This is a genomic window from Arthrobacter sp. UYEF20 (genome assembly GCF_040546335.1).
Lineage (GTDB): Bacteria > Actinomycetota > Actinomycetes > Actinomycetales > Micrococcaceae > Arthrobacter.
Window position 1 is genome coordinate 183,557 of record NZ_JBEPNP010000007.1, and the last position, 12,776, is coordinate 196,332.

11 protein-coding genes, 1 tRNA gene and 1 other RNA gene are annotated in these 12,776 nt (G+C 69.0%); 10 read left to right on the forward strand and 3 right to left on the reverse strand.

The window, feature by feature from the left end:
- Window positions 1-97: 97 nt before the first annotated feature.
- Window positions 98-1,546, reverse strand: a complete 1,449-nt coding sequence (locus ABIB26_RS10570; protein WP_354242349.1) for a M23 family metallopeptidase — start codon at window positions 1,544-1,546, stop codon at window positions 98-100.
- Between the two features lie 321 nt (window positions 1,547-1,867).
- Between ABIB26_RS10570 and ABIB26_RS10575 the strand changes: the two genes are divergently transcribed.
- Window positions 1,868-2,779, forward strand: a complete 912-nt coding sequence (locus ABIB26_RS10575; RefSeq protein ID WP_354242351.1) for an oxygenase MpaB family protein — start codon at window positions 1,868-1,870, stop codon at window positions 2,777-2,779.
- 81 nt (window positions 2,780-2,860) lie between these two features.
- Here ABIB26_RS10575 and ABIB26_RS10580 read toward each other — a convergent pair.
- Window positions 2,861-2,945: transfer RNA gene (locus ABIB26_RS10580), tRNA-Ser, on the reverse strand.
- A 329-nt stretch (window positions 2,946-3,274) separates the two neighbouring features.
- Here ABIB26_RS10580 and ffs point away from each other — a divergent pair.
- From ffs to ABIB26_RS10605, 5 genes are all read left to right on the forward strand, one after another.
- Window positions 3,275-3,371, forward strand: an RNA gene (gene ffs / locus ABIB26_RS10585) — signal recognition particle sRNA small type.
- Between the two features lie 28 nt (window positions 3,372-3,399).
- Window positions 3,400-6,480 carry a DNA polymerase III subunit gamma and tau gene (locus tag ABIB26_RS10590; RefSeq protein ID WP_354242354.1) on the forward strand — a complete coding sequence of 1,027 codons (3,081 nt, stop codon included), beginning with the start codon at window positions 3,400-3,402 and terminating at the stop codon, window positions 6,478-6,480.
- Window positions 6,481-6,564: 84 nt separating this feature from the next.
- Window positions 6,565-7,164 (forward strand): recombination mediator RecR, encoded by a 600-nt coding sequence (gene recR / locus ABIB26_RS10595; RefSeq protein ID WP_354242357.1) that lies wholly within the window; start codon window positions 6,565-6,567, stop codon window positions 7,162-7,164.
- A 53-nt stretch (window positions 7,165-7,217) separates the two neighbouring features.
- Window positions 7,218-7,742 (forward strand): GNAT family N-acetyltransferase, encoded by a 525-nt coding sequence (locus ABIB26_RS10600; protein WP_354242436.1) that lies wholly within the window; start codon window positions 7,218-7,220, stop codon window positions 7,740-7,742.
- 279 nt (window positions 7,743-8,021) lie between these two features.
- Complete coding sequence (locus ABIB26_RS10605; protein ID WP_354242359.1) at window positions 8,022-9,380, forward strand: aspartate kinase; 1,359 nt, start codon at window positions 8,022-8,024, stop codon at window positions 9,378-9,380.
- A gap of 508 nt (window positions 9,381-9,888) precedes the next feature.
- Here ABIB26_RS10605 and ABIB26_RS10615 read toward each other — a convergent pair.
- Window positions 9,889-10,113: a hypothetical protein gene (locus ABIB26_RS10615; RefSeq protein ID WP_354242362.1), complete on the reverse strand. Its 225-nt coding sequence runs from the start codon at window positions 10,111-10,113 to the stop codon at window positions 9,889-9,891.
- Between the two features lie 81 nt (window positions 10,114-10,194).
- Between ABIB26_RS10615 and ABIB26_RS10620 the strand changes: the two genes are divergently transcribed.
- The 4 genes from ABIB26_RS10620 to ABIB26_RS10635 are packed head-to-tail and all read left to right on the forward strand — an operon-like array spanning window position 10,195 to window position 12,651.
- Window positions 10,195-10,704: a MarR family winged helix-turn-helix transcriptional regulator gene (locus tag ABIB26_RS10620; RefSeq protein WP_354242364.1), complete on the forward strand. Its 510-nt coding sequence runs from the start codon at window positions 10,195-10,197 to the stop codon at window positions 10,702-10,704.
- Window positions 10,705-10,731: 27 nt separating this feature from the next.
- Entirely contained in the window at window positions 10,732-11,301 is a 570-nt protein-coding gene (locus ABIB26_RS10625) for an SSI family serine proteinase inhibitor (protein ID WP_354242367.1), read from the forward strand.
- Window positions 11,258-12,274, forward strand: coding sequence for a 3-methyladenine DNA glycosylase (locus ABIB26_RS10630; protein WP_354242370.1), 1,017 nt, complete (start codon window positions 11,258-11,260; stop codon window positions 12,272-12,274). The genes ABIB26_RS10625 and ABIB26_RS10630 overlap by 44 nt, the downstream gene beginning before the upstream one ends.
- A complete protein-coding gene (locus ABIB26_RS10635; RefSeq protein ID WP_354242373.1) occupies window positions 12,271-12,651 on the forward strand; it encodes a serine protease inhibitor in 381 nt (126 codons plus the stop codon). The genes ABIB26_RS10630 and ABIB26_RS10635 overlap by 4 nt, the downstream gene beginning before the upstream one ends.
- Window positions 12,652-12,776: the final 125 nt, after the last annotated feature.

Here is a 12,776-nt window from a genome sequence, read left to right on the forward strand (position 1 = left end):
CCGCCTTGTGTTTTGTGCCCGGCCACGCAACCGACAGCCCCGGAACGTTGCTGGCCCCGCCCGGCCCGGCACATCCCGTTTTGGCGCCGTCGCGAGCCTAACGCTTCGGCGTACTGGTGGGCGCCGTGGCCGGGGCCGGCTCGGTGACGGCTGCTGACGACGTCGCAGTTCCGCCTGCGGGCGCCCGAGGTGTGGTCGTCACTGCAGCGGATTTCTTCGGCTGCGTCACGCCGGTGGTGGGCGCGGCGGGGGTACTGGCCACTGTCGACGACGGCGAGGGGGTGGATTTCGGCGTCGGCGCAGTGGGTGGCGCTGCCGGTGTGGTCGGCGTCTTGGGTGGCGCGGCCGGCGTCGTCGGCGTCTTGGGTGGCGCGGCCGGCGTCGTCGGCGTCTTGGGTGGCGCGGTGGGCGTGGTCGGCTTCGCGGGTGGCGCGGCCGGCGCGGCCGGCGTGGTCGGCGTCGTCGGTGGCGCGGTGGGCTTCGCGGCTGGCGCGGTGGGCGTCGTCGGCTTCGCGGCTGGCGTCTTCGTCGCGGGTGGCGCGGCCGGCGTCTTCGTCGCGGGTGGCGCGGTGGGCTTCGCACTGGGCGTCGGCGTCGCGCCCGGCGTGGCCACAACAGCTGGAACCGGTTTTTCCTGAACGCCGCCCGTCACTTCGTGTGTCAGGTCCTCCCTGACCGGGATGGCCCAGCCAATGCTGGCGTTCGACGACCTGTTGGCTTCCGGCTCGTAGCTTGTCATCTCGATGGTGCCAAGGGGGTCCACTTGCGTGGTGGGGAGCATTTTCCAGCCGTGCGGGTCCGTGTGGGAACCGTTCAGAATGGTTTCAAAATGGAGATGACATCCCGTGGAGGACCCCGTGGTGCCGACCCGGGCAATGACCTCGCCGACACGCACCGAATCGCCCTTCTTAACGGCGATGGCCTCAAGGTGGTTGTAGGTGGTGATGAGCCCGTTGCCATGGTCGATCTCCACCCGGTTCCCGCCGCCCCAGGGGTGCCAGCCGACGGCCCGCACCACGCCGGCGTCGGCCGAATAGACCCGGGTGCCGCAGGCAGCGGCGTAGTCCTGGCCCCAGTGGAATTCGCCGGAGTGACCGGTCAGCGGGCTCGTGCGCAGACCGTAGGGGGAAGTCTCACGGAGCGATTCCAGCGGCGCCATGAGCCAGCCCGGCGCCGGACGTTTCAGGCTGGCGGAGGCGACATTCAGCTCCCCGCCTCCGCCCTGCCCGGAGCTCGTCTCAACCGTGGAGCGGCTAAAGCCAACCAGCGCCGAGGGGTCCGCGGTGAAAGCGACGGGGGCCTCTGCTGCGTTGCTGGCGGCGGCCGGGCCGGCCGGAATCGCGGCGCTCAGCGGCAGGGGCGCAACTGCACCGGAAACGGCTGCCGTATTTGGCGCAACTTGCGTCGTCACGCTGCCTGCCAACCCCTGAACCCCGAAGGTCAGGACGGCGAGGGACAGGCAGAAGCCGCCGGATATACAGCGCACGGCAATGGTCCGTGCCCTGATCGGCTGCTCACTCGACGAGTTTCCCCGGTGTTTTCCCACGCTGCGACTCCTGCATCATGTCCGCCAGACCCCAATCTTCACGGACTCACCTCCCTATGTGACCACAGACGGGTAGGTCTGTGAACCGTAAATACCACTCTGCAGGGGTCCTAATTCGGGTTCTTCGCGCGCCCCCAGTAGCCCCTCGGTGCCGGCCCAGTAGCGCCCGCTGCAAAAACAGGTGTTGGCCACCGCGGAGCCGGGTAAGAATGGGAGTACCCGCGAGGACTCCTGCGTCCGGCCGCGACGATCCACGTTCCCTTCGTCGGACGGCCGGCGTCGGCGGTCGGCTGAGCGACTTTAAGTGCGCGAGAATTAACCATGCGCAATGTCCTCCGGGAATGGCAGACCGAGCTCAAACAGACCTTCACCGGGACCCGGGAAGAGGTGCCGGAGTGGGTGCCCCGGCTCGCGCGCGGTGACGACGCCGGCTATCACCTGCCCGGCTCGGCTGTCTGGGCCGTGCACGGCGACATGCCCACCATCGTGGCTGGCATCCGGGCACTGCTGATGCAGGCACTGCACCCCGGCGCCCTGGCCGGGGTGCACGACCACTCCCGCTTCCGCGACGATCCCCTCGGACGGCTGGCCGGGACGATCCGCTGGATCTTCACTGTGTCCTACGGCTCGACGGACGCCGCACGCGGGGCATCGGACTGGGTGTTGCGGCTGCACGAATCAGTGCGAGGAAGCTACGTGGACGGCCACAGCGTCGCCCGGAGCTACGCCGCGAACGATCCCGAGCTGCTCCGCTGGGTCCACATTGCCTTTACCGACGCGTTCCTCGCTGCCCACAAGCTGTGGGGCAGGCCCATCCCGGGCGGACCGGACGCCTATGTCCGTGAGTGGGCCCAGGCCGGGCGGCTCATGGGCGTGGACGCGCCGCCGCTCAGCGAGGCGGAAATGCGCCAGCAGCTGGACCGCTGGTACGACGACGGCGAGCTCCGCTGCGATGAAAGGGTCGCCGAGACAGTGGCGTTCATCCGCGATCCGCCCCTCCACCCTGCACTCAGGCCAGGCTACCGGGTGCTGTTCGCTGCCGCCGTGACCAGCCTCGAACCTAAGTACCGGGAGCTGCTGGGCCTCCGGACCGCGCGGCTGGGTCCCATCCCGCTGCCGGTGGTGCTGGCCACACGAGTGACGCTCGCCGTCGTCCGTCTTGCCCTGGGCCGGGTTGGGCCGAGCGAGCAGGCTGCCCGGGACCGGCTGCGGAGGCTGGGCTACCGGACCTAAGCCGCGAGGCGGGGGATGGTCCGGGGGCCCAGCACGAAGAGTGCGCAAAAAGGCCCCGGTCCAAGGGACCGGGGCCAACCGCGGAGAATGGGGGATTTGAACCCCCGAGGGCGTTAACCCAACACGCGTTCCAGGCGTGCGCCATAGGCCGCTAGGCGAATTCTCCAGTAGCTTCTGAATCAAAAGCAGATACTAGAATACCTGAACTTTCCAGCTTCGCCCAATTGACCCTGCCGGCCCTCCCGCCGCGGGACATGCCCCACCCTGGCTGCCAGCGATGGACATAGCCCCAATATGCCCACCCCAGCCCGCGAAAAATGGGCATGTCCCACCGCGGGCGCCTCCGCCGCCGCGGGACATGCCCCACCCTGGCTGCCAGCGATGGACATAGCCCCAACATGCCCACCCCAGCCCACGAAAAATGGGCATGTCCCCCGGGATTGCGGGGGAAACGGGGCCGATTCGAGGCACACTCAAACGTCGGGTAAACTTGCTGACGGCCCCTCATGTGGCGTCATCCTGTTGAACTCCCCCAGGACCGGAAGGTAGCAAGGGTAAATGGGCTCTGGCGGGTGCATGGGGGGTCTTTTATGTCTGTGCCGATTGGTAGGGTTAAATCTGTGACTGTTACTACCGCGCTTTACCGTAGATACCGCCCCGATTCGTTCGCAGACGTTATTGGGCAGGAACACGTCACCGAGCCGCTGATGACGGCGCTGCGCAAGAACCGCGTCAACCATGCCTACCTCTTTTCCGGACCGCGCGGCTGCGGAAAAACCACCTCCGCCCGGATCCTGGCCCGCTGCCTGAACTGCGCCGAGGGCCCGACGGACACCCCCTGCGGCAAGTGCCCCAGCTGCGTCGAACTGGCCCGTGGCGGCTCCGGATCCCTGGACGTCATCGAAATCGACGCCGCCAGCCACGGAGGCGTCGACGACGCCCGGGACCTGCGCGAGCGGGCCACCTACGCCCCGATCCGCGACCGCTACAAGATCTTCATCATCGACGAAGCCCACATGGTCACCTCCGCCGGCTTCAACGCCCTGCTCAAAATCGTCGAAGAGCCGCCGGAACACATCAAGTTCATCTTCGCCACCACGGAGCCGGACAAGGTCATCGGCACCATCCGCTCCCGCACGCACCACTACCCCTTCCGGCTCGTGCCGCCGGAGCCCCTGATGGCGTACCTGGAGCTGCTCTGCAGCCAGGAAAACGTGCCGGTGGCCCCCGGGGTGCTGTCCCTCGTCATCCGCGCCGGCGGCGGTTCGGTCCGCGATTCCCTCTCCGTGCTGGACCAGCTCATGGCTGGTGCCGGTCCGGCCGGACTCGACTATGAACTCGCCGTCGCACTCCTCGGCTACACCCACGCGTCGCTGCTGGACGACGTCGTCGAGGCCGTGGCCGCGTCCGACGCCGCCACCGTGTTCCGCGCCGTGGACCGGGTGATCCAGACGGGCCATGACCCCCGCCGCTTCGTGGAGGATCTGCTCGAGCGCTTCCGCGACCTCATCATCGTCCAGGCCATGCCGGAAAGCGCCCAGTCCATCCTCCGCGGCATGCCGGCGGACCAGATCGCGCGCCTGCAGAACCAGGCCCGCAACCTGGGCGCCGCCGAGCTCTCCCGCGCGGCCGACGTCACTAACACCGCGCTGACCGAGATGACCGGGGCCACCTCGCCGCGGCTGCACCTTGAACTTCTGTGTGCCAGAATCCTGCTGCCCTCCTCCGAGCAGAGCGAACGCGGCATCGCCGCCCGGATAGACCGGGTCGAGCGCCGCCTGAACTACGCCGGGTACGACGTCGGAGCTCCCGCCGCAGACGCCTCCGCACCGGCACCTACCGCTTCCGCGCCCGCCGCTGCGCCTACCCCCGTCCGGGAGGCTCCCGCTCCGGTGGCCGCTGTCACCGAGCCTGCCCCGGCCACGGCGCCGGTCCCGCAACCCGCAACAGAGGCTGCCCCGGCGCCCACGTCATCCGTCGAGGCGCCCCGGGAACCGCTCACGGCACCCCGGGTCAGCACCAGCGACTGGCCCGTCGATGAACCCGCCGCAGCCAGCCGGGGCACCTCCGGCCAGGCTCCCGCAGCCCTGACTTCTGCACCGGCGCAGCCGGCGCCGTCCGGCCCGCACTCCGCACCAGCCCAGCAGAGCCCGGTCCCGGTCCCGGCGAGGTCCTCCGCCCAGCCTGCTCCGGCGTCCAGCCCCGCAGCGGCGCCGCCGGCTGCCGGAACCGGGGCCGACGTCGAGGTCCTCCGCCGTGCCTGGCCGGAGATCCTGCAGGCGCTGACCAAGATCAAGCGCAGCACCTGGGCGCTGGTTGAACCCAATGCCCAGGTGGGCCACTTCGAAGGCCAGGTCCTGACGCTTGCGTTCACCACCTCCGGCCTGGCGGGCGCCTTCGGCCGGGCTGATCACGCCGACAACCTGCGCCAGGCGATCCACAAGACGATCGGGATTGACTGCCAGATCAACGCCGTCGCCGGTGGCAGCAACAGCTCAGCGAGCTCTGAGCCAGACCCAAAAGCACCCGCTGACCGGGAGATCCCGGCAACGTCCGCCGATGCGGCCTGGGGACTGACACCGGATACCGGGAAGTCCGCGCCGCAGCCGGACCCCGCGGAAGCGCATCGACCGGACCCCTCGGAATCCGCGGATGAGCCCACACCAGGGCCCCCAACACCGCCCGCCGCATCTCCCGCGGTCCAGGCGGCGGGTGCCCGCGCACCGGAGTCTGCGGACGGCGCGGGACCGCAAGCATCGCCCGGAGCAACCGCCGCCCCGGCCTCTGCCCCTGCCCCGGAGCCCGCGGCGGAAGGTGAGCCCTCGGGCTCCTATGCCCACCCCGATGATGACTGGGGCCCGCCCCGGGACGAGGACGCTCCCCCGCTGGACGAGGAACCGCCCATGGATTGGGACCCCTCTGCCCCCATGGCATCCGGGACGGCGCGGCCATCGCTCGGCTCAGGACCGGCGCCAACGCGCAAGAAGGCCGCGGTTCCGGCAGGTGCCCGCAGCGCCGCTCCCGCAGTTGCCGCCGGCACTCCGGTACACCCCGCACCGGAACCGGTTGATGACCCGTGGGCACGGGCCCTTGAGCAGTCACCGGGCATCTGGACTGTAGGCACGGATTCGAACGTGGGCCTGCACAGCCCGGTGGCGGATGCGCTGCCGGCGGAACCGGCGGATGCGCCGGATCCGCCCCACTACGCACCCGCGGCAGCCCAGATCCCACAGTATGTGGGGGCCATGTCCGCGGCCGCCGCTGACAACTCTTCGGGCGGTTGGGGAGCGCCGGAGTGGGTGCCGGCCGCTGTCACCGCTCCCGCCGACAGTGCCGCCATCAGTGCCGCGGGTATTGCCCCGGTTGCTGCCCCGTCTTCTCCCTTGGCCGCGCCGCCCTCGGCACTGATCACCGATCGCACTCCCGCGCCCGCTCCGGCCGCGTCTGCAGCTCAAGGCGCCGCCGGCAGGCAGAGCCTGTACCAGCGGCTGTCCAACAGCCCGGAGGCGGAGGCGGGGCGCGCCAAAGCTCCGACCCGCGCCGCGGCAGCCACCACCTATGTCCAGGACATCCCCAGCGCGGATGACGAGACCATCGAGGAATCGGGCGTCTTCGGCCGGGCCGCCGTCGAGCGTATTCTGGGCGGGAAGCTGGTGGAAGAGCGGTCCCAAGACGGCGGCCCGCTGCCGCCGCGCTTCTAGCCACCCCGCTTCGAGCCACCCCGCTTCTGGCCGCCGGCCGGGCCATCCGTCCGCCGGCCGCCACCCCAAACGAACGAGGACATTGTGTACGAAGGTGCAGTTCAAGAGCTGATCGACGAGCTCGGACGCCTTCCCGGCGTCGGGCCCAAGTCCGCCCAGCGGCTGGCCTTCCACATCCTCGAGGCCGACCCGCAGGACATGAAACGGCTCGCTGACGCCATCACGACGGTCAAGGAACGGGTCAAGTTCTGCACGGTTTGCGGCAATGTGACCGAGCAGGAACTGTGCAATATCTGCCGCGACCCGCGCCGGGACCCTTCGGTCATCTGCGTCGTCGAAGAATCCAAAGACGTTCTCGCGGTGGAGCGCACCCGCTCGTTCCGCGGCAGATATCACGTGCTGGGCGGTGCGATTAACCCGATTGCCGGCGTCGGCCCCGAACAGCTCCGGATCCGCGAGCTCCTCACCCGGCTCAATGACGGCGCCATCCAGGAAATCATCATCGCCACGGACCCCAACCTCGAGGGCGAGGCCACGGCGACTTACCTGGTGCGGATGCTCAAATCGATCGGCATCGCCGTCACCCGGCTGGCCTCCGGGCTGCCCGTCGGCGGGGACCTCGAATACGCGGACGAAGTCACCCTGGGCAGGGCCTTTGAAGGCCGCCGCAACGCGCTGAGCTGAACGGGGTCCGCCCCATAAGCAGACCGGTCCCGATCCGCACCGAACGCCTGCTGCTGCGTCCGCTGACAATCGAGGATGCGGAGGCTGTCCTCGAGTTCCGGGGCCACCACGAGGCCACGCGGTATTTGTCCCACGAACCGCTGGAGCCCGAAGAGAACCGCGCCCGCCTCGAGAAGTTGGTGGCCGCGGCAGAGGCCTCCACCTCCCAGTGGTTCCACTTCGGCTGGGCAGTCGAGCTCGAGGCCACCGGCCAGCTGATCGGCGACTGCCGGACCTGGAACACGGCCGAGCCGCCGGCACCGGGCAGAATCCCGGCCGGCTGCGCGAGCCTCGGGTACATCCTCCACCCCGACCACCACGGACATGGCCTGGGCCGGGAAGCTGCGGGGGCCCTGGTCGGCTGGCTGTTCGAGGAACGCGGAACCCAAACAGTGTTCGCCGGCGTGTATGAGCCCAATGTCCCCTCCAGACGACTCCTGGAGAGCCTCGGGTTCCGGCCGGACCACTACTTTGCTGCCGCGCAGGACCCCGCGGGCAAGACGCTGCCGTCCTGGCGGTACAGGCTGGACCGGTCCTAGTCCCCCGAGCAGCTCGTCCCGCCCGGCACACGGCGCGCTCCGCCGTCGTGCCGCAAGCCGCCCCGTGGACATGCCCAGCCCCGGCGCCCAGGGATGGACATGATGCCAACATGCCCATTCCTGGCCCGCAGCGGAGGGCATGTCCGGGAGGGCGGGTGCGGAATGCGGTCACAATTCAACGCCGGAGGCCTGCCGGCGATAAACTTGGCGTAGAAGTTATCCGGTCGCGCCATTTGGCTGCCTGGCCCAGAACCCCGATGATCCAGTGAGGGTGCGCGCATGAGTTTGCCCACTACCGAAGTCCAGCCCGGACCGCAGCCCCAGGAGCTGCCCGTCTCTGCCGCCGTCACCAAGCACCTTGTGGTGAAGAAGTTCGGCGGTTCCTCGGTGGCGGACGCGGCGGGCATTCAGCGCGTGGCCAGGCGGGTGGTGGATGCCCACCACGCCGGCGACGAAGTGGTTGTGGTGGTCTCCGCGATGGGTGACACCACCGATGAGCTCCTCGACCTCGCCGCCCAGGTCACCGATTCCGCCCCCGCCCGGGAAATGGACATGCTCCTCTCCGCCGGCGAACGCATCTCGATGGCCCTGCTGGCGATGGCGATCAACAAGTTCGGCGCCTCCGCCCAGTCCTTCACCGGCTCGCAGGCCGGCATGATCACCGACGGCATCCACGGCAAGGCCCGGATCATCGACGTCGATCCGCACCGCATCCGCACCGCTCTGGACAAGGGACACATCGCGATCGTGGCCGGTTTCCAGGGCATGAGCCGCACCACCAACGAGATCACGACCCTGGGCCGCGGCGGTTCGGACACGACGGCGGTGGCGCTCGCCGCCGCGCTCGACGCCGACGTCTGCGAGATCTTCACGGATGTTGACGGCATCTACACCGCCGACCCGCGCGTGGTCCCGTCAGCCCGCAAGATCGACAGGATCTCCAGCGAGGAAATGCTGGAACTGGCCGCCTCCGGAGCCAAGATCCTGCACCTGCGCTGCGTCGAATACGCCCGCCGCTTCGGTGTGCCGCTGCACGTCCGTTCCTCATTCAGCCAGAACGAAGGCACCTGGGTCCTGCCCAGCGCCGACGATAAGATCACGACCCAAAAGGGAGTTGCCTTGGAGCAGCCCATCATCTCCGGTGTTGCACACGACCGTTCCGAAGCGAAGGTCACGGTGGTCGGAGTCCCGGATATTCCCGGCAAGGCCGCGGCGATCTTCCAGGTCATCGCCGATGCGCATTCGAACATCGACATGATCGTCCAGAACGTCTCAACCCACGGCACCGGCCGGACGGACATCTCCTTCACCTTGCCGATCGTCGAGGGCGCCGACGCCCTGGCCGCCCTCCGCGCCGCCCAGGCCGAGATCGGCTTCGAAAATATCGAATACAACGAGAAGATCGGCAAGCTGTCCCTGATCGGCGCCGGCATGCGCTCACACCCCGGCGTTTCGGCGCGCTTCTTCGCGGCGCTCTCGGCGGCGGGGATCAACATCAACATGATCTCCACCTCGGAGATCCGCATCTCTGTGGTCACCCATGCGGACCTGCTGGACGACGCGGTGCGCGCCATCCACAAGGCGTTCGACCTGGACAGCGAGGACGAGGCGACAGTGTACGGCGGCACCGGCCGCTGAGCCGCGCCCGCACGCGCCCGAACACGAACGAAGGAACGAACGGAAAGACAAAAAGGGGAGCGGCACCTGCCGCTCCCCTTTTACGCCGCCTGGCCGGGGCGCGTCTCAGACTTGTTCTTTCGGGAGGTCCTCCCGACGGACCGCATAGCGATGTCCGTGCGCATCGGTCTCCACTTCAAACCCGGCCAGGTCCACTTCAGAGGCCTGCTCGAAGTCGTCGTGCGTGTGCAAGACCGGCGCGGAGTAATCACCCCGCGTGGCAGGGCCGAAAAGGAAGCGAGCCCACGACGACGGATGCAGGTGCTGTCTTATGACAGCTAGTGCAATTGCCACAATTCCACCCCCTCTCCAGCGTTGGGTCCCGCGGAACCGCTGTGGCTCACAGCTGGTGCCAGTGCCCTTATCTTACGCCCGGCGGCGGGGAAAGGCATGGCGAGCGGCGGCCCTTTTCTGGCCCGACGGCGGCCCTAATCTGGCACGGAACCGCGCCGTCTGGAACCGCGCCTGCCTACCGCAGTGACTGGTCGTCAGGGTTCCGCGGGACGACGTAGGTGCTGCCGTCCGGCCGGTGGATGGTCTCCCATTGCTGGGTCTCGGCCTCGCGCTGTGCCAGCAGCTGCCGGTTCTGCTCCGTCATTTCGTGCACGATGGAACTCCGGTTGGCGGGGCCGAAGACCGCCCGGAGCTTGCCGGTTGCACGCATGAACCTCTGGGCCGGGTTTTCCTTGGCCATTGCTATCCACTCCTCAGAACGAAATACTCCCGTCAGTGTACGCTAATCATTAGGCCACTAACTATTGACAGGAGGCGCCCCATGACAGACGTGACCGAGGAGTCCCGGGAGAACCCGGGCGCGGACGCCGCTGGCGCGGCTGACGACGACCTCCTGCTCGAACAGCAACTCTGCTTCGCCCTGACCGTTGCCTCGCGCAGCGTGGTGGGCGCGTACAAGCCCGTGCTGGACAAGCTCGGGCTGACGCACCCGCAGTACCTCGTCATGCTGAGCCTGTGGGAGTCCAGCCCCCGCTCCGTCCGGGACATCAGCGAAGCGCTGGCCCAGGAGCCTGCCACCATTTCGCCGCTGCTCCGCCGCCTCGAAACTGCGGGCTTCATCACCCGGCAGCGCATGGCAGGGAATGAACGCACCCTGGCGGTGGGGCTGACCGCGCGCGGCGCGGCCCTGCGCCAGCAGGCCACGGAGGTCCCGGTCGCGATGATGGCCCGGCTTGGCCTGACCCGGGAGCAGGTGGGGCAACTCCACGCCTCCATGATGGACCTGATTGCCGCCACCCGGGCCGCTGCCGAGGGCACGCCCCGGCGGTAGACTGTGCGTAACAGAGGAGGACTGCTGATGTACAAGCAAGTGGGCCGCGCGGCGCTCGTCCTGATGGCGGTGGCAGGATTGGCCGCCTGCAATCCCGGTGGCGGGACCACCTCATCTCCCTCAGCCAGCACCTCGGCCCCCACAAGCACAGGCGCCAGCCCCTCCCCCTCCTCCGGCACGCCCTCACCGGACACCGAGACGACTTTGCCGGCGCCCTCGCCGTCCGCCGCACCGGTGACTTCCGGCCCGGGGCAGGGCAACGCCGAACTCGCCATCATGGTCAAACCTTCCGAAACCGGGACTCCTGCCAACTACACGCTCGTGTGCCGGGACGGGGTTCCTACGGCCGAAAGTCAGCACCCCAGTGCCGCCCCGGCCTGCACGGCGCTGAAGAACAACGCTGCGATTCTCAGCCTGGCACCTAAGGCCGCGGACCAGGCCTGCACGCAGCAGTACGGCGGCCCGCAGCAGGCAACCGTCACCGGCGTCGTCGACGGCAGGCCCGTTGACGCGAGCTTCAGCCTGCGCGACGGCTGCGCGATTAACGCCTGGAATGCCGCCAAGGACGTCCTTGGCTCGGCCGCAGGGGCTGTCTAAGCTGCTGCACCTCCCGCGGGAAGACTGGCTGCCGCGCCAGGCCGCTTACCGGCAACGTGTCCGGCGTTACTCCGACCCCTATCTGGCCCGGCGGTCGGCCGGCCGGAAGCACCCGGTGGAAGACTTCCTCTTCACCTACTACACCCAGAAACCCGGCCAGCTGCTGCGCTGGCACCCCGGCGCCGGCGTCGTGCTCTCCGGCCCTGAGGCGGCGGAGCGGACCGGCTGGAAGTACTACCGCGCTGCCGACGACGGCGAACTCGCCGCCGCCGGGCTGCCGGCCGGTACCCCCGCTGTCACGGTCGACGTCGGATCCTTCCTCCGGGACCGCCGCGACGCGCTGGAGTTCGCACGCATCATCCTGGCCGGTACGGCGGCGAGGCCCGCACAGTTCGGCTGTTTCGGGCTGCACGAATGGGCCATGGTCTACCGGCAGGACAAGTTCGAGCTGCGCCATGAGTACCTCCGGCTGCGGCTCGGCCCGGAACGCACGGACCAGGTGGTGGAGGAGAACCGGATCCGCTGCAGCCACTTCGATGCCTTCCGCTTCTACACCCCGGACGCCGTGCCGCTGAACAGTCTCGAGCCGAGCCGCGAGAACCAGCGGACCATGGAGCAACCGGGCTGTCTCCACGCCAACATGGATCTCTATAAGTGGGCCTACAAGCTCGCGCCGCTGCTGACCAGCGAACTGGTGATGGACTGCTTCGAACTGTCCTGGCGGATCCGGGCGATGGACATGCAGGCGTCCCCGTACGATCTGGACGAGTGGGGCTATCCGCCCATCAGGATCGAGACCCCCGAGGGCAAGGCCGAGTACGTGGAACACCAGCGGTCCTTCGCCGCCGAATCTCAGGAGCTACGGCAGCGGCTGCTGCGGGAGCTCACACAGCCGCTTCAGGCACTTCTCGCCCTTCCCGTGCCGCACGCGCTGCCCGGGTTTCCCGCTATCGGCCGGGAAGGACCGCAATGACCGACGCCCATGATCTGCCGGGCCGGCACGACGTCGACCTCACCATCCGTCTGACGGAGTCGCCGGGAGCCACGGAGTACACCTTCCGGCTGGAGGCCCGCGACGGCGCCATCGGCGCCGGGTCCACCCTGCCGGATCCGGCCGCCGCCCTCGAGGCCGTCCAGCGGTTCGGGGAGGACATCTTCTTCCCCAAGCCCGGCCCGCCGAAGCTGTGCACGCAGCAGTACGGCGGCCCGCAGGTGGCCGTGGTGACGGGCCGGTTCCAGGGCCGCGAGGTGCTCAGTGAGTTCCGCCGCACCGACGGCTGCGAGATCGCCCGCTGGCGCGCCATGTCCCCGCTGCTTGGCGGGGTCGCCGGCGGCACCGGCGCAATCTAGGCCGCAGCCTGGGCCCACGGGCGCAGCCTGGGCCCACGGGCGCAACCTAGGCCGGCCGCCCGCTCCGGGCGGAAACTGAAACGGCACTGGCCGGCGGTGGAACCGCCGGCCAGTGCCGTGAGAAA